This window comes from Streptococcus sp. 27098_8_74 (assembly GCF_041431705.1).
GTDB lineage: Bacteria > Bacillota > Bacilli > Lactobacillales > Streptococcaceae > Streptococcus > Streptococcus salivarius_E.
In genome coordinates this window covers 1-18,772 of record NZ_JAPVYF010000035.1, presented here as the reverse complement: position 1 = coordinate 18,772, position 18,772 = coordinate 1, and the positions used below count along the sequence as shown (strand labels likewise).

14 protein-coding genes are annotated in these 18,772 nt (G+C 36.7%); 13 read left to right on the top strand and 1 reads right to left on the bottom strand.

The window, feature by feature from the left end; translation table 11 throughout:
* The first annotated feature begins 97 nt into the window (after positions 1-97).
* The gene (locus O3670_RS10140) at positions 98-910 is read left to right on the top strand and encodes a hypothetical protein (protein WP_371596098.1); all 813 of its coding nucleotides are present in this window, start codon (positions 98-100) and stop codon (positions 908-910) included.
* Between the two features lie 190 nt (positions 911-1,100).
* Complete coding sequence (locus O3670_RS10135; RefSeq protein ID WP_371596097.1) at positions 1,101-1,856, top strand: hypothetical protein; 756 nt, start codon at positions 1,101-1,103, stop codon at positions 1,854-1,856.
* A gap of 533 nt (positions 1,857-2,389) precedes the next feature.
* Here O3670_RS10135 and O3670_RS10130 read toward each other — a convergent pair.
* The gene (locus tag O3670_RS10130; RefSeq protein WP_371596096.1) at positions 2,390-5,176 is read right to left on the bottom strand and encodes a DNA methyltransferase; all 2,787 of its coding nucleotides are present in this window, start codon (positions 5,174-5,176) and stop codon (positions 2,390-2,392) included.
* Positions 5,177-5,347: 171 nt separating this feature from the next.
* Here O3670_RS10130 and O3670_RS10125 point away from each other — a divergent pair, with 171 nt between their 5' ends.
* From O3670_RS10125 to O3670_RS10075, 11 genes are all read left to right on the top strand, one after another.
* Complete coding sequence (locus tag O3670_RS10125) at positions 5,348-5,938, top strand: hypothetical protein (RefSeq protein ID WP_371596095.1); 591 nt, start codon at positions 5,348-5,350, stop codon at positions 5,936-5,938.
* 204 nt (positions 5,939-6,142) lie between these two features.
* Complete coding sequence (locus O3670_RS10120) at positions 6,143-6,715, top strand: hypothetical protein (protein WP_371596094.1); 573 nt, start codon at positions 6,143-6,145, stop codon at positions 6,713-6,715.
* Positions 6,716-6,814: 99 nt separating this feature from the next.
* The gene (locus O3670_RS10115; RefSeq protein ID WP_371596093.1) at positions 6,815-9,211 is read left to right on the top strand and encodes a DNA topoisomerase; all 2,397 of its coding nucleotides are present in this window, start codon (positions 6,815-6,817) and stop codon (positions 9,209-9,211) included.
* Between the two features lie 120 nt (positions 9,212-9,331).
* Entirely contained in the window at positions 9,332-9,862 is a 531-nt protein-coding gene (locus O3670_RS10110) for a hypothetical protein (protein WP_371596092.1), read from the top strand.
* A gap of 472 nt (positions 9,863-10,334) precedes the next feature.
* Positions 10,335-11,714 (top strand): hypothetical protein, encoded by a 1,380-nt coding sequence (locus tag O3670_RS10105; protein ID WP_371596091.1) that lies wholly within the window; start codon positions 10,335-10,337, stop codon positions 11,712-11,714.
* An 18-nt stretch (positions 11,715-11,732) separates the two neighbouring features.
* Positions 11,733-14,273 carry an SspB-related isopeptide-forming adhesin gene (locus O3670_RS10100; protein ID WP_371596090.1) on the top strand — a complete coding sequence of 847 codons (2,541 nt, stop codon included), beginning with the start codon at positions 11,733-11,735 and terminating at the stop codon, positions 14,271-14,273.
* A gap of 502 nt (positions 14,274-14,775) precedes the next feature.
* The gene (locus O3670_RS10095) at positions 14,776-15,423 is read left to right on the top strand and encodes a hypothetical protein (protein ID WP_371596089.1); all 648 of its coding nucleotides are present in this window, start codon (positions 14,776-14,778) and stop codon (positions 15,421-15,423) included.
* Positions 15,424-15,642: 219 nt separating this feature from the next.
* Positions 15,643-16,296: a hypothetical protein gene (locus O3670_RS10090; RefSeq protein WP_371596088.1), complete on the top strand. Its 654-nt coding sequence runs from the start codon at positions 15,643-15,645 to the stop codon at positions 16,294-16,296.
* Positions 16,297-16,308: 12 nt separating this feature from the next.
* The gene (locus O3670_RS10085; protein WP_070839312.1) at positions 16,309-16,875 is read left to right on the top strand and encodes a hypothetical protein; all 567 of its coding nucleotides are present in this window, start codon (positions 16,309-16,311) and stop codon (positions 16,873-16,875) included.
* A 339-nt stretch (positions 16,876-17,214) separates the two neighbouring features.
* Entirely contained in the window at positions 17,215-17,976 is a 762-nt protein-coding gene (locus O3670_RS10080) for a DUF6994 family protein (RefSeq protein WP_070839309.1), read from the top strand.
* Positions 17,977-18,285: 309 nt separating this feature from the next.
* Positions 18,286-18,772: Y-family DNA polymerase (locus O3670_RS10075; protein WP_524539405.1), on the top strand; the 487-nt coding region annotated here is incomplete at its 3' end.

Genomic DNA, 18,772 nt, shown 5'->3' with positions numbered 1-18,772 from the left:
GATACCCAACCACAAGTTGGTATGGTGATTGATCCTAAGACACAAAAAGGTGGAGCACCATCTAAAGAATAAATCAAAAAGGAGAAAAAGAGTATAAATGAGTAAACAATCAAAAATTAATCCGAAAAGCATGTCATTATTGGCTGTACAAGGCCTAGACTGGTGTTTGCGAAAAGCTTTCTTATGGTTCGCTATAATTATGGGAACGATTTTCATTAATGTTTTTATTAATACGATGCCGATAAAGCAAGCAACGATCTACCTTTATATTTTTCAAGGAGTTTACCTCGGTCTCTTTACGTTAAGGGCTGTTTTTAAATATAAGAGTGGTAGTGACTGGTGGGTATTTACCTCCCTTGTTAGCATAATGGAAATGATTGGTTTATGTGTTCTTTTGATGAAACCAATTCGGGTTACGGATGCAAGCATGACATTGATTTTTGAGCTAATGTTAGTTAGTCTTGCCCTTTATTATGTGGGAACAAAACTAAGTTCTAGCTTATTTAAACGTTATCTATTCAAGAATGTTATCGATGTGGATTATCTTGGTTTGAAGAAATCTACTGAAACTAACTCAGATAATGAACATTCACTTATTAATGATATTGAATTGACAGGCTATGACACTAATGCTCAAATGACAATGCTCAATAAGAATGCGATTAAGCCGGAGTATAGGACGATTGTTGAGATCACTAATATGGAATGTGAGAAAGTAATTGCTCCTCGTTATTATAGAGAGGGAACTGCTCCAGGCAAGTCTCAAGGGGATATCAAACATACGTTTGAAACGAAAGATACGCTATATCATCTTCATTTCAACTTCCATCTATTTGGAATCAATGGTAGGTTTTCTCCAAGCTATCTACCACTAATTGACCTAACTGTTAGTGAAAATAAGGCAAGATAATACATAAACATAATTATGTAAATACAAAAAAGGAGTCAAAAGATGGCTCCTTTTTGTCTGCTTGATTTTTAAATTTCAGTCACGAGAAAAAATTTAACTAAATCTAGGTCTCTTTGTGAAATCCCATGAGAAAAGTTATAATAGAATTTGAAAAAGCACATATTTGTTTTCAATAAGGAGGGCCTTCTATATGCCTAATAATAGTTATGAATATTTTTTATATGTTGACGATCAGCAAGTTCATAGTATATTTGAAGTTCAAAAAGAATATGAACAGAATAAAGGGGATATTTCAAAATATCGTGATAAAATGTTATGTCCAGAATGTAGGAGAGCAAGATTACGTTTTACACATAAAACATCAGAAAGAAGAGCTTTTTTATCAACCTTTCCAACCTCAAACCATAAAGAAGGTTGTTCGTATAATTATGACCTAGCTTCAAATAGGGCAGTTAAGCAATTTGTAGCAACATTAACACCTGAACAAGTACATGATAGACTTGAAGCAATGTTAAATAAATTGTTGCCCGGGGCAATAAGGGATAATAAAGACGCATTTAATGATGAAAAAGAGAATCCAGTAGTAATCAATATAGGAGCAAGAGCCCACCAGTCTAACCGAAGAGCAATCCCAAGAAAATCTATGAATGGTTGGTTTGATAAATCGGATGAAAACAATATGTTCCTTTTTTATGGTAAGGTAAGGTTGTCAGTTGAAGAGCGAGAAACCAAGAAGGGGAAACGATATATATTAATTGTGAAGACCAAGAGAGGAGTGGAGTGGATTAGAAAGACCAGTATTTTTAGAGGCATGGCTCAAGATGCTATTGATGAGAATACAACCTATGACCTTGCTGTCCTGGGACACCTTGAATTTTACAAAAATTTCCCACAAATTGTCACAGAATCATTTGCTGCTATTTTGTATAGAGAGGCAAGGAGATAAGAAGAAACAAAAAGACCAACCTATTTTATAAGGATGGTCTTTTTTATCTACGAGAGAGAGGATTATTCAAAATAAGTTCTTATTTATCTATGACTGAAAACACTATATATAGGGGTCTGAGATGAAAATATACCACAATATATTGATTTTTTTCTAAAAGGGTGTACAATATGTAATATAAAAGAAAAGAGAAATAAAAAAAGGATTGCTGCAACAATCCTTTGGATTTCGAATAATTGTCCCCAATAATTCAAAAATATCTCCTTATTATTTCAAATTATACACGTTCCTATCAATTAATGCAATAAATTAGGGAAAATTTTTTAAAATAGTATGATAATATGATGTAATATTTATATATTTGGATTTTAATTGGGTGCGCGATTTCTTTTCTTTACGAAAGGAGGAGCCACATGGATTCAATTATCCTGGTGCTAGTCTTGGTATACCTAATCAAGACTAGTAAGCCCTAATTCAAAAAACAAAAAAAGACTGCTTAGTCTTTTTTGTTTTATAACGAGATGTCTCTTGTTCTATTGTTTGCTGTTTGTAAGTTGCTCATACAACTCAAATAGTCTTGCGACTGTCTCACTCTCGGTTAGCCAAGTTTTTTTGCCATCTACTATTTTGGTTAATCCATAGGCTTCCATAACTGCTTTATCGTTAGCTTGGTGAGCTCGTCGAAGTTCGATAGGCATAGCTAGCTCATCATACAAGTCAGCAAGTGAACTCGTCGGATATAGTTTTCTAGCTTCTAAAATATTATTTGCAGTCTTTTCAATCTTAGCTCTTTGTTTATCAGAAAGTTTAGGCCACGGGAAGTTGTGATATACTGATGGCGAGTATTGATAATCAGATTTTAATCTTCCTGCTACAGTACGCATCCAAGCCATGTGTACATTTGAAATAAGAGTTCCGAATAAAAATAAATCGCCATTAGGAATGATATAAATTTTATTACTCGCAATGATATCACTTGTTAAAAATCCAATAGGAATATATCGACGTTTTTCTGAAGAAACCTCTGGAATAGCAAGGTAATCTGTGTTAGGCTGTCTAATTTGTGTGAACAAATGAGGAATCATGGCCTGTTCTCGAACGGACTTAGTAGGACTTTTTTTTCTCATTGCTTTGACGGCTTCTAATCTCTGCTTCAAAATATTAGAGTTTCTAATGATTTGAGGTGGAACATTTTGAAGCCAAAAACAATATCGATCCTTATTATTGATCAATTCATTCCCTCCAATGTATTTTTTTATATAGGGAAGTAATTCAGGTTCATTTTTTAGAATTGTTTTTCTATCTTGAGGTGAGAGAATAAGATTTCCACCATCGGTTGGTTGGCTCCCTTTACTCATGTTGGGCATTCCTATAGTTAAATTCTTCCCTCGTGACTCAATGAAGTAAGTATCTCCCTTTACAAGATAAGCATTGATATGGTCACACAATTCTCTGCTGTTTCCATTAAAAAGTTGCTTCATACTTTCTGTTTTGAATGTTGTAAAACTAATTATAACACAGTGTACAGCTGCTTTATCTTTTGCTTCATTATTCCAAATAAATGATTGATAGGCATATTGAATTTCTACGTTCTTACTAAAGAGATGTTCCCAAAGTATTCGAACCACTTCCCCTTGGACAATTGAGTTAGTGGATACAAATGTTGTTTGAATTTTTGTATTTTGCATTAAATCGGTTGCCTTAGCAAACCAAGCTGTTACAAAATCAAGTTTCCCATGTTTTGTTAAATCATAAAATGCAGAAGCCATTCCTTCTTTTTGCTTTTTTGTTTGCCATTGGTGACCAACAAATGGTGGATTTCCAATGATATAGTTTAGCTTTTCTTTTGGAACAACACTTTCCCAATCTATCTCTAAAGCATTTCCTTCAACGATATTAGTATACGACTTAAGTGGAAGGAAGTCGATATTTGCATATACAATATCTTTAGTCTCTTCCAGCATTTGACTTTCTGCAATCCAGAGAGCTGTTTTAGCTACAGAAACTGCAAAGTCATTAATCTCAATACCATAGAATTGCTTCAGCTTTACTTTGACTAAATCTTGACCGAGATCCAAAGCAACGGTATCACCCATATATAGCTTAATAGCTTCATTCTCTAAGCGTCGGAGAGATACGTATGTTTCAGTTAAGAAATTCCCTGAACCACAAGCGGGGTCGAAGAAAAGTAGACTCGCTAGTTTGGATTGGAACTGTTTTGCCTTTTGTTCAACTGTTTTAGGCTGCTTAAATTGACGTATTTCGTTTAACTCTTCTTTTAGCTCGTCCAAGAATAAAGGATCAATAACTTTATGGATGTTTTCAATCGAAGTATAGTGCATTCCACCGCTTCGACGTGTTTCTGGGTTAAGAGTTGATTCAAATACCGCACCAAAGATTGTCGGACTAATTTCTGACCAGTCAAAGCCAGAAGAAGCGTGTTCAAGAATAAGCTCACGGAGTTCATCGGTGAAATTAGGTATTTCTAGATTATTCTCTGCAAACATCCCACCGTTTACATATGGGAAGGCGTTTAGTTCGCTATCAAGATAGGGATCGCGCGTGTCGATTGGCGTGTCAAGGACAGAGAAAAGGTCCATTAACCCACGACGAAAGTCACGACTTCCAAAACGAGCTAGGTAGTCATGGAACATCATTTTATGTCCAAAGATACCAGCATCCTCTGCATACAAACAAAATACAAGGCGTACGACAAGTTGGTTAATCGCATGTAGACTATCTGGATTGTCTGGATTGACATATTGTTTTAGCAATCCATCATAGATTTCACCTACGATTTCCCCAGCCTCCATTGAGACTTTCATTTCACGTTCTAGGTGTTCGTTGGTCTTATCTACGAGAAATTCTAGTCGATAGGCTTCTTTATCAAGGTCTGCTAATTGAACAACTTTAGGTTCGCCATTAGGCTGTTCCATGTCATAGATATAGAACTCTTTGAAATTACAAGTAATAATCCATCTAGGACGTCTAGAGTAGGGGGTGTTTGCTGAATAACGTTTTGCTTGTTGGAAAGGCGTAAGATATGTACCATCAGACTGTCTAATAGCTTTATTGAGGTCTTTGTTTGACCCTTTTTGTTCAATCAAAACCTTTGTTTTATCGATAAAACCGTCAATAAAACTGGTGTGATCCAACATCACTTTATCTTCAAACGTAATATATTCTGTCGGGTTTTCAATCCCATAAACAGATTGTAGTAGGTCTAGCCAAAAAGACTGGCTATCTTGTCTTTCATTACCACGGTTTTCCCAACGCTTAATAAAAGCCATGGCTTGCTTTTTCTGTTCTCTAGTGTTCATTACTACTAATTCTTTCTAAATAGACTCGGTGTCATTATACCATATAATTCTACTGTATTTTAGTGGGTATTAACTCTATTAACCAACTGTCAAGTGACTAGATAGAACATGGGGGATGTGACACCCCCTAAGTCTCTTTTTTAATACATGGAAAGGTGCTATACTAAGTCCATGAAAAAAGATTATAAATACATTATTATTTTAGTGGTCATTTTCCTTGCACTAGGAGTCATGTTTTTGGTCTCTGCGTTAATGAAGAAGAATGAACCGAAGAAAAAAGTAACACCCCCTAGCACCGAACAGGTGATTGAAGATTCCTCCTCGGAAGATATTCCAAAGGAAGATAAGTATGAGCGATGGCGTAAAGAGGCACTTGCGACCTTAGAAACACAAATACCTGCAGATGATGCTGATACGCAAACTGTAAAGAATGCACTGAAAGAGATGTGCTCTTATGTTGAGACTGTTCAGAACGTAACCGATGTTAAGCCAGATTATCAAAATCACTTAACGATTACTAGCACTAAGATGCAGTATGAGCTTGTAGCGAAATTCATGCTAGGTTATAAGTACTCTGATGCTAAAACACAAGTATTTAAAGCCAAAGCAGATAATGTTCGTCAGTTTGTCCTTGAGGTGGCTAACCCAGACGGAGCGAAACTATATTTCTGTGGGAATTACGTTATGGGAACAACTCAAATAGAAGTGACATCAGTTCATGGAGTAGCTGAAGCTGACCATGCTGAACATGGACATGACTAGAAGTACTCAATGTGTCATACATATCTTGTTTAGCTTCATCATGAGATGGAGCTTTTCTTTATATATTTAACTCTAATAGGAATTTTTGTCCTTGTGTAAGTGCATATCTGCTTAATCCTTGATATAATAGTGCCATAACATAAGGATTAAAGAATTAGTGATAGTAAGAGAATTTGATTAAAGAATGATTGGAGATGAGGATATATGGAAAAAGAAACAAAGCGTCTTTTAAGAAAATTGGTTAGATTATATGACGGACAGACTAAGGAATTTCTTTTAAAATATACTGATGAGGTTTCTGGGTTAGATATCGAAGAACAAAGCAAACTAGCTCAAGAGTTACCGGCTAGACACCTAAGTGCTGAAATTCTAAGTGATATTCAACGTATTAAAAACGGAGAAGAACCACGTTTCTTTACTAAGGATGGACAATATAAGGGACTATGTGTTGAAGAATACAAGCAGCGTGACTTTATGACTCGTCAGCAACGTTACGTTCTAAGTTGGGCGTTTGGAATGTTGCTCTTTTTAGCAGTCTTTACAATTGTTTCCTGGAACTTTGTTCCCAATGTTATCCAAAAAATGGAAAGTAGTGCATCACTATTGAACTATACTGAGAACTATGGCACTCGTCCTGAACAGGTCTTTGCAATGGTTGTCTGTGGTGTCTTATTGATATTCCTTTCGGTAGTTGTTTCACTAGTATGTTTGAAGAGATATCGTAAAGATGCTGAAGAACCTATCAATGTCGTATTGACTGATGATTTGAGACTATAAAAGCTGAAGCTTAGCTTTGGCTTTTTTTGGTATCTTTTCACTAAATCACCCCATGTCACCGGGTTATAAAGGGGAATTTCTTTATGATAGAATTCGCTTATGATTACATACTTAGCAGAAAAAAGAGACCAAGGGATAGCCTACTATATGGCCCTTGCTGCAGATAATACACTTTCTGCAACTCAACTAGATGAAAAATATAAAAAACAAGGTTATATTCAATTTAAAAATGCTGCTTACCACAATGGAGAGTTGATCACGATTATCTGGGCTCAAGGTCATATGCTAGAGTTGAAAGAACCAGAAGACTATAAAGCCGAATGGAAAGAGTGGCGTTTGGACACCTTACCTATTATTCCTGAAAAATTTGAATATAAGGTTATGACACAGAAAGAATGGCAGTTCAAGAAGGTTAAGGATTTCTTTGAGAAATCTAGGATGATTGTTTGGGCTACCGATATAGACCGTGAAGGTAGTCATATTGCCTATAGTATTAGCCTTATGACTGGTATTTTAGACCAGGAAGGTCCAAAGAAAATGATCAAGTCCCTTTGGGTTGATGAATTAACACCAACAAAGATTCAAGAGGGAGTGAAAAAACTACGTGAAATAGACTATCGAATCTTGCAAGCTATTGAAGCCCAAACACGAGCTATTGCTGACTGGCTTCTTGGAATGAATGCTTCCCGTGCTTTAAGTCTCCTATTAGAAGATAAGATAGGATTGAAATTGGATAGGTCAGGCAAGGACGGTAAGATTGCAGTTGGTAGAATCAAAACCGTAGCTCTATTTTTGATCTATTTAAGAGAATTAGCCATCCGAGATTTCGTCCCAACAACTTATTGGGAATTAGAAGCAACCTTTGAACATCCTAATGGCATCTACAAGGGTAATTATATTCCTATTGATATTCCGTACTCTAAAGGTAACAAGAAGGGTGAACCTTGGGAAGGAGACTGTCCTACCAAAGAAGATTGGGAAAAGCTTATTCAGAATCCAAAAATTATTGGAGATAGTAACAAAGGTGTTATCGTTGAACATGAAGTTGAACTGAAAGAAAAACGACCACCAAGGCTTTATTGTCTTGACTCGATACAAGAAGAGTTAGGAAGAATCTTAGGACTGACAGCAAAAGAAGTTCTAGAAGGCCCATGCCAAGAATTATATGAGGTGAGGAAACTAATCACGTACCCAAGATCTTTGTCTTTTTATATTTCTAGGGAACGTTATGAGACATTGAAGCAACAAGCACCAGCATTAGCTCGATTGGTTGGATTCAGTGAAGAGGATTTAGTATTTCCAGAGCGTCCAGATGGCTTTTTTGTAAATGACAAGAAAGCTGCAAACCACTCAGCAGTAGTTCCAACTACAGTCATTCCCACTGAAGAAGAAGTAGAAGCCCTTCCTGATGTACTGAAGATTGTCTACAAAGCAGTTATTAGAAGAACACTAACCATGTTTTTCCCGAAATACCAGTATGAACAGACGACAATCATTACTCAGGTAGGAGCTGGTAAGTTTAAAACGGTAGGACAAGTCCCTAAAAACCCTGGTTGGCAAGTTTTATTCCAAGATAGTGCGAGCCTGCTTGATGGAGTGATAGAAGAAAGTGAGGCGAGGGAGCTTATTAAAGTTCAAACTAACGATACTGTCACTTCGCACCTAGTGCCAGCGGAAAGGCATGTTAAAAAACCGCCTCGCCACACGAATAGTACCTGGCTTCGAGCAATGAGAACTGCTGGCCGGGACCTAGATGATGAAGAGCTTATAGCTATCATGAAACAAATCAAAGGTTTAGGTACTGCAGCAACTAGGGGAGCAATACTGGATGAAATCGTCGTTAATAAATGGGTGATAGTCAAGCAAGGAAAAATCTATTTATCTGAACTTGGTTGGTTGATCTGTGAGACACTTAAAGATGAACGTGTCTTATCTCAACCAGAAACAACAGCAATATGGGAGCAATCACTCAGTAAAATAGCTGAAGGGACCAATACACAAGAGAAATTCCTGAAAAATATCTATAGGTATCTAGGTATTGAGAATCCTCACAACAACCTCATCGAAAATCTGATTAATGCTGTAGATAGAACTGATTACACTCCTTTCCAAGACTTTATCGAGCAAGCAGTAGCAAAAGCTGATGGTAAACTTGGTAACTGTCCTTTATGTGGAAAGGCCGTCAAAGTCCTAGGAAAATCAAAAGTGGCTCAGTGTGAAGATAATATCTTATCAAAAGAAGAAAGAGAAGTAGGTGCAACACCTGTTTGTAGCTTTAACTTCTGGATAACTGTAGGTTTTATTAAAGACAAGAAAAAAACACTCACCAAGAAACAAATCAGTGACCTTTTATCTGATAAAGGACGAACAAACCTTATCAAAAACATCGAAGGTAAATATGGCCCATTCGATGCTTACGCTTATCTTTCCTTCAACGAAGAAAAAGGAATTTATCAAGTAAACCTTGAAGTTGATAAAGCAACGTCTAAAAAATAGTTCATTTTATATGACTTTTAAAAATTTAGGGCTCTCTGCGCTTGCTCTTGTAATTTCCACTATGCTACACTAATTTTAGTTTAAGAAAAGACGATTAAAAATCTATGAAAGGAGAAAATTATGAATACACCTCGTATTAACCGATTTTTAGGTGAGTGGCTAGACAGACAGACCAGTCCCAACTTTTTTCAAGAAGGCTTAATTCTTCTGAATGCGTGTGACTTTATCGATAGTAATTCGGATGCCATCCCTGGTCTCATCGCTCATAAAAAAAGCCCTCTACGTCAGCAATTAGATGAAGCTCTCGCTAGTCGTGGGTACTGTTATCTTAAGCCTGTTGAGGTCAATGCTCAAAACTCCATTGAAGTAGAGAAGTACTATCGATTTGAAACCATACCTAAAGGTTCCAATGAACCTATTACTTACTATGGTCTAGGTGCGTACTTTATTTGCCGTGCTATATTTAATAATGAATTCGATATTGATTCTGGCTTTCAATATGATGACGAAGAACTCTTTTATGAAGACATTGGATTTGATGCTCTATTCCATAATAAGTCCGTTTTCCTATTAGGAGACACTCCCTCTGATGATATGGAGGTATCTTGGCAAGAAATTGGGATCTTAATGCGTAGACGAGCTTTTAATTAATATGCTTTTCAAGAGCTTCCCTTTATGATATATAGATTGGAGAATATAACATGAGAACTTCTAGTAGATGTATAGTTTTCTTTCTTTACTTTGCTTGGTTTACCTTTGCTCAGTTACTTATCTTATCTTTCTTATTTTTAAATTATTCATCATTTAGCTTATCCTTTGATTTTATGTTTTCAGGAGTTTTCTACATTATCACAAAGATTCCTCCACTTTTAGTTCTGTGTATTTTTGGGGGACTTGGATTGACATTTACGGTAATGAAGGACGCGGTGTAGGGAGAAGAATAGAATACGTACAAAAAGGCAGTCGAACTTAATTATTTAGACGACAATGAATTCCATTAATAGATTACAAAAGAGCAGTATGCTCTTTTTTTGTGTATTCATAGGGTGTCACTGGGTTTGAGTAAGGGATGACTTTTGCTATCATCTAATTGTAATTTTTTAAGAAAGGAAATTGCTTATTCATGGATAAAAACAAACGTTCAATGATCCTAAAATCTGGAGCTTTTTTAACAGCCCTTGTAGCAACAGGTTTGGTTAATAATGGGGTATCAGCAGACGAAACTGCCGCACCAACTGGACCAACAGATAATGCTACTGTTGCGACTGGACACTCCGATACACTTCTTCCTCCCGCTTCATCAACACCAGCGACACCCGGTACCAATACCACAGATGTCCCAACTGCTGAAGCACCTAAAGTTGACACTCCTAAAAATGAAGGTGTAACAACTGAGACACCTAAAGTAACTGACGGTTCTACTGGTACAGGTGTAGCTACACCTACAACACCAAGTGTTACTACGCCAAGTCAAGACGAAGGAAAGACATCAGAAACTTCTGAGGCTACACCTACGACTTCTGAAAATGCAAGTACAACTGCTGAAACGTCTACAGCTACCTCTGAAGGAAGTGAAGGAAACTCTACTTCTGATACAACTTCAACTGCATCAGAAACTCCTACTCCTTCAGAGCACACAGTAACTGAAACTCCTACTAAGCCTAACGTTACGGATACTGCTAATACTAACCACAATAGTGAAAATAACACTAGCAGTAGCAGTGAAAGTTCAACAAATACTGTTAATGATAAAGGGTCAACTGTGGCCACACCAACTCCAGCACCAACTGAAGGGAATAACGCTTCAAGTTCTGAAACACCTAGTGGCTCATCAACTTCAGCTGAATCTTCTTCAACAAGTTCAGAAACACCAAAGGTGTCTGATGGAACATCTGGAACAGGTGTGAGTTTGCCAAGTAGCGAAGGAAAAACATCTTCTGAGAAATCATCAACTTCTCCAGAACTGTCTGAAACAGCTACAAGTACACCTCACATTCTTGACGGGACTATTGGAACTGGAGTTTCTACGCCTACTGAACATAAATCAGATAGTCGTACAGAAGTAGCTTCAACTTCAGCAACTACTTCAAACAAAGTGGTTGAGTCACCTAAATCTGAAGAAACTCCTAAAGTTAACGACACAAATGTTCAAGAAGCACCTAAGCCAGGGGACGTTTCTCCTTCAACAAAACAAGTTGTACTTAATGTGACTCCTAGTCAACCAGTCGTTACAAATACTGGTTATAAAGTTGTCTCAACAAACAATAGTGATCTTGTCGTACAAAACTTCGATGGTTCTGTAGCCTCAGTCCCTGCTTCACAGGCAGGAGGAGCAGTGAATGAGGATGGAACTGTCTCTGTTAAGACCGAGGCGGGAGAAATGGTAACTCTTCCTGAAACTGGGGAAGCTGGAACAAAACTTGTTACCTTTGGATTCTTGATTTTGGCAGCACTTGGTCTTCAGCGTACGGCTGTAAAACAAGAGAAATGGTATTCAAATTAAGAAAGGTGATTATTTTAAATGTTTAAAGACTCAAATAACACGAAAGGACATGGCTCTATTCGTAAAAATAAAGTCTATGGAGCAGTAGGTGTACTTGCACTTGGTGCTGCAGCAATCGTTGGGGGAACTTCTCAAGCATCCGCAGATGAAGTAACTGAAGCTCCTGTAAATTCAGAACCAGTTGCTACCTCACAAGCAAACGCAGACAGTCTTATGTCACAAGCTACAGCTGTTGCAACATCAGATGTCTCTACTCCAACAACCACAGCGACTGCAACAAACACTACTGATTCACAACCTACAGAAACAGTAGCAGAAGTGGCCACTACACAACCAGTAAGCACTAATGATAATAATGCTTACGCTGAAAAAGCTAATACATCTACGGAAGCTGAAAAGGTAACTATCGACAACACAGCTGTCACAGATGCAGTTGCTACCGCTAAAGATAGTGGGGTAAAAGTGACACAAGATGCTACGCAAGATAAAGGGACACCAACTACAAGTCAAGAACTCGCAACAAAGCAAGCTGAAATCAAGGCCGACCAAAATGAACAAGTAGCTACAATCAAACAAGCTACTCAGGACGCATCTGGACGCCAATCAGCCTATGATGCAGCTGACAAAGCTCATGACACCCTTGAAACTCAAGTAGACAAAGCAGTTAAAGATAGTAATGGACTTATTAAAGCTGAAGCTACTGAAATCTCAAGTGGAGATGGTAAGAATGTAGGTGATTACAACACCTATACTGAGCAGGTTAATAAGCAGATTGCGTCAAACAAAGAAACCATCGACAAATTTAACAAAGATTATGCTGCCATGAAGGATAATGCTAACGTTAGTGTTGATGGTCGCGTGACTACACAAAATGTTGACCAGTTGACTTACGGGAACTCTGTTCAAAATGGTAGTGTAAATCCAGACGGAACATTCTCATTCACGCACGATATGAATGACTCAGCTAATGATAGCTTGGGTGTTTTGGGTACAGGTACCCTTAATGGTAAGGTCAATTTCACATCTGCAGCAAACGGAGATGGTTCTACCACTGTAACACTAAATAGTCTCGATTTGTGGAACTATGCCTACACAAGTAACCGTCCTAATACTGGTGTTAACCAAAATCTTAACTACCACGTTTATACTGATGGCGAAGAAATTTACTCAATAAACCACGATGGTAACTCAAGCTTTGCGGAAGATATCAACCGTAGTATTGCACTTAACAAGTCCTATGTCTTGAAACCAGGCGAGACTACTGGTATTATCCCAATTCTTAACATTGATGATAACTGGATTATCAATACTCATGGTCAGTTAAGTCTCGATTTCACTAATCCAAACACAGTGCCATCAGCTACAGTTAAAAAGGTTAATGAGCCTGTTAAACCAGAAATCCCATCTGTAAGCTATCATGATTACAAGATGGACTACCAACCAACTGTTACTAAAACAGTTCTCAATAGCGACGGTGAAAATGTTAATGGTAAAATGATTCCTAAGAATGATGAACATACCTATGTTTTGAATAATGAAAACATTTTTGCCAATGCAAAAGTTGGCGACACCGTGACAACTCGTGATCCACTTGAATTTGGAGAAGTTCCAAACATCGAAGCCAACAAAACTGAAAATGAGGCTAAAGGTTGGAACGTTGATTATGATGAGGCTTCTAAGACCTACACATTTACTGCCAAATACGATGGTAAAGCTCTTGAAGCACCTACAATCAAGTTCGTAGCCTCAGATGACAACGGCTTCTATGATAATACTTATAAATCTGGTCGCAATGGGTATGAAACCTTCTCTAACACTGTCACTAACAAGACACCAACAGCTCCAAAACCACATAAGTCTGTTACAGATTCAAAAGGAAATGACATCGACGGTAAGACTACTGACGATGATAAAGTAACCTTCCATTTGACGACTGACTATAGTCCATACAAAGATATGGCTGCATCTAAACAAGCACTTAAATTTGCACTCCTCGATGATGTCCAAGATGGTGCTTTCACTGTAGATGAAGATGCTATTACTATAGTCGATAGCCAGAACAAAGATGTCAAAGACCTCTTTGATATGTATCACGTACTGTCAGATGAAGGACGTACTGATGCCATCAACAAGATCCTAAATGAATCTGGTCTTAACCCAACTGGTGAATTCTATCTCTGGGTAGCCAAAAATCCAGTTGATTATTACCAAGACTACATTCTAAAAAATAATAATGTAACAGTTAATCTCCCTGCTACATTGCAAGTCCCTGCAGGTACTACTGTAGAAAATGATTTCTATCAGATTGATTTTGGTAATGCCTATAAATCAAATCTTGTTTCATTCGATACACCACCAGCAGCACCAGTAGGAGAGTCTGGCGGACCTACTTCTACCCCAGTAACTCCAGTAGAAGAAGTGCCTGTCCAACAACAAGCTATTAAAGTTCTTCCTAACACTGGTGAAAAATCAACTTCGGCTATTGCTACAGCAGGTGCAGTTCTTTTGACTACTGCACTTGGCATGCTTGGTTTCTCTAAACGTAGTAAAGAGTACTAAGATAGCACCAACTTCTTAAAATTCCTTTTCCCTATTCTAAATTCATAATTCCCTAAAAACACAGCTCACAAGAGTTGTGTTTTTTTTTGGGGGGGTGTCACTAGGTTACAGAAAATAAATGTAATTGGTATACTAATATACAATATAATAGCTTAAGAGAAGAAAGGATTTTGAGATGAAAATAAATGACAGTATTGCTCGGAGAACTGACCATTTAGGTAATCAAAAAAGAAAAACCGAGGGCGACGAACTCGAAAGAAGGACAGACCATCTAGGACATACTTTTCCTACCATACGTGAGATGGCAGAGCATTGGGGGATTAAGAGAACTACCTTATTAAAAAGGCTTTCGTCAGGAATGTCAGTAAGAGAGGCACTTGAAACTGAAACTAAACCACAACAGAAATCTTGTGTTGACCATCTCGGAAACAAATTTAAGAATCAAAAAGAGATGTGTGACTTCTACGGAATACATAAACCCACGTTTTATAGAAGAGTGAAAATGGGTCTAAGTATTGAAGAAGCCCTCACTCTTCCTTTCAAAGCAAAACAAAAGATAACAACTGACCACTTAGGAAATTCCTATGCTACAGTCTCCGAGATGTGCCATAAATATGGGATTAGTCGTCAGACCTACTCAACTAGACGACGTAAGCACTGGAGTATCGAAGAGGCTCTTACTATACCTATCGGAGAGGGACGAGAGAAAGCTAAGGACCACCTGGGAAACTCTTATGAAACAATTTCCGAGATGTGTCATGAATATGGGTTAAATTGTTCGACTTACTTAACTAGACGACGTAAGGGATGGAGTGTTGAAGAGGCTCTGAACACTCCTATTGAAAAGAGACAAAAGAAAGCAACGGACCATCTGGGAAACTCTTATAAATCAATTTCTGAGATGTGTCATGAATATGGGATTAGTCGTCATAACTACTCAAATAGACGACGTAAAGGATGGAGTGTTGAAGAGGCCCTTACCACCCCTATCGAAAAGAGACAAAAGAGAGCAACAGACCATCTGGGAAACTCTTATAAATCAATTTCTGAGATGTGTCATAAATACGGGATTAGTCGCCACCTCTACTCAAATAGACGACATAGGGGATGGAGCATCGAAGAGGCTCTTACTACACCTACTAGTAGATGACCAGTACTACAAATTTATTGATTAAGTTATTGGGAAGAAAGCATTTTAAAAACTAGTTATAGTATGTCACTAGGTTACAAATAGATATTTGTTTTTCTATAATTAGGAAGTACTTTAAAACGAACTAGGAAGGAAGTTGTTGCTTATATGAGGACTGATAATTTATATAATTATGGACTTATGAAATCAAGATCATATAAGTAGAAAGAAGGTGTTTTTTTGAAAAATAATAAATTAATGTTCATGTTACTGATGAAATGGTTTGCTGAAAGTATTTATTTTCTTGAAATCATATTTATAACAGCCACTTCAGTTCTGTTATTAGCAAACAATATTCTCAACGTTTCAACAAAGACGATTCATATTGTCGCCCTGGTATTACTGGTAGTTTATGTATGTATTGGTTTGTTATTAGCTAATCGAAAAAATAAATTTACGATGTCGGTTAATTACTTTAAATTGATAGGTGCATTGGCTTATATCGTACTTATCACCACTCTAAAAGGTATTGTCTTTGATATTCTGACACACCCACTAGTTACATTGGGAATCGCACTTCCTTATGTTGTAGCTATTGCCTTAAGAAACTTCAGCAAAGGTCAGATCAATAAAATCATTTTTGATGATAGACACAATGCAAATATCAGAGGACGATTTGACACCGTAGACAATATCAAAGAGTCGATGCGTTCATCTATTGCTAGTAGTATTTCTCATGAATTTAAAGGTCTTACGGAAATCAGAGATGAAAAGTTTAGACAAGATACAGAAGGAAATGTAGCTGGTATGTTCAAAGTGTTACTGAAATCTGGCTTTTGGGGGATTAAACACATCCCATTGACTAAAGTAACACTGACATTTAACTTAGAATAAGAGGTAATCACGATGAAGAAAAATATTTTAACAACGGAACAAGCAAGTTTTTTGAAGCAGTACAATTTCTCTCTATACCAGGAACGTTTTGAGGTACTATGTAAAGCTCAAAAAGCTGAAAAGGACGGGCATCTAAATTTTGCCTCGGACGATGAATATAAAACATTTATTGACGCTGTAATGACTGGAGAATGGTCTGAAGAACTCTTTATGATCAACCTATCAAATCCTATTGGATGTGAACATTTCCTTGCGGCACGAGAAGATGGCGATGGCGGACTAATTTGGGATGTCGTTGATTATAGTGAGGGAGACCGCTTCACGAAAGAACAAATCCAGACGATTGTCCCAGAGGCATATCGATATAGTGCCTTTATGGTCTCTGAGATTGTTGCAGAAAAAGACTGGGGACCAGAAGCTCAACACCAACGGCTGGAACAAGCAAAACAAGCTAAAGAACATAAAAAGTCTAACGAGAACTTTCCAAAACCTCGTGTAATCACAGATGAAGAAAGACATGACGACTACACACAAAGTTCTATCAGAACAGTAGCAGCAACCTTGAGAACTGTACAATAATCATAGGACTAGCTTAGGATAGCATATAGTGATGCTATCCTTTTTGTATTGAATCATATACCACGCGCAACACTTCACAACTCTAGTAATTTTCTTGAATAATAATTAAAAGACTACTTTAAAGGGTGAGAACATTTAAGTATAATAGAAACAGAATACTTAATAGAAAGTCCCCGTTAGAAATAGTGGGAAAATGTGAAAAAAAGCCCTTTAAAATGAGGATTTTGAGGTATATTTCCTTAGTACAGCACTTTTAGTAGTTGCGGGAGTAAGTGCGGGTGTGCTTGGAGGAAAATTTGACTTTAAATTGCCTAAAAGATTTAATGGAGAATAATAAATATGAATTCTAAAAATTATCTATTTGATTTAAACCCTCATCTTCTCAAAGATTTTTCATTAGAAAATATAAAGGATCCTGATAAATGTAGTAAGGCGTTGTACGATGATTTATGTGAGATGTTTTTTGATGATGATTCAAAAGAAAAACTTAAAATAAGAACTGTATGTAATAAATGCCAAAACTTTGGAAATGAAGATTTTTATACTTTATTTATTGATAAGGATAAGTATTTATTATCAAGTGATTATATAGGAGCTTCTATTTATTGGGCACAAAAGGCAGGATTAAACGACCAAAAAATTATTGAAGAACATTTGGAATTTTCAGGAAGAATAGGTGGATACATTCTTTTCCCTAGAGGTGGAAATTTAGTAACCGTTAATCAGGCTAGAGGTGGATATAAAGGATATTATGACCGTTTTGATTTAACACTATATGCTATAAAAGAATGGTTTGTGGGAAATAATAATTCAAAAATAGATTATGCTATAGAGAATTACCATGAATGGTTTGAACTATTTTTTGATGATGATAATTGTAAAAATGGATTTGAGAACTTTGTCGAGTTTTTCAAGTTAGAAGGATTTATATATGAGCAAAATAAAATTATAGATTTAATTAAATCAGATTTAGAGAACAATCAGGTTGTTTTTTTAGATAAAGAAGATATTTTGATTGCTAGCACAGAAGACGAATATATAAGATATATGAAAAATCTTAATATCATTATTCTAGAAAGAACTAAAAAAATATTATTATAAAGATTTCAGCACCAGTTAAATAAAATATGCGTTTTCTTTATCAAAAAAATAATAAAAGAGGTTACCAAAAGGGATAAATTTTCACTATTATAGTGTAGGGGGAATTTATCCTTTTGCTTTTGAGTAGAAGAGAAATCTATTCCGTTATTAAGTAAAGAATCCTACATAGCAGAAAGCTAACCATCATCATCTAGTTCAAGCTCTACGAAAGCAACTGTTAAATCTATTGGTAATATCGTATCACTTGAAAACCTCATCAAAATAGTCTATACTTTTTGTTAGCTTATAAACTAACAAAAGAGGTAGCACATGGGATATTTTGATTATTCAAGAGAGCCAAGAAGCGATATCGCTTTTATCGATATGAAGTCTTTTTATGCTAGCGTCGAATGTGTTGAGAGAGGACTACATCCTTTAAAGACTTCTTTATGTGTTATGAGTAGAGCTGATAACTCTGCAGGTCTTATCCTAGCTTCTTCACCGATATTTAAGAAAGTGTTTGGGAAATCAAACGTAGGAAGAGCATACGACCTCCCTTTTGATGTTCAAACAAGAAAGTTCTCGTACTACAATGCCAAGAGACAAGGACTGAGAACAGATCCAGAATACGTGCGATTCATTGAAGATTGGGCAAAAGTAACTTTCATCGTTCCTCCCAGAATGGACGAATATATCTCAGTTAATATGGAAATCCAAGGCATTTTTCAGAACTATGGTAGTCCTAACGATATTTACCCTTATTCTATAGACGAGGGCTTTATTGACCTGTCTAGTTCTCTTAATTACTTCGTGCCAG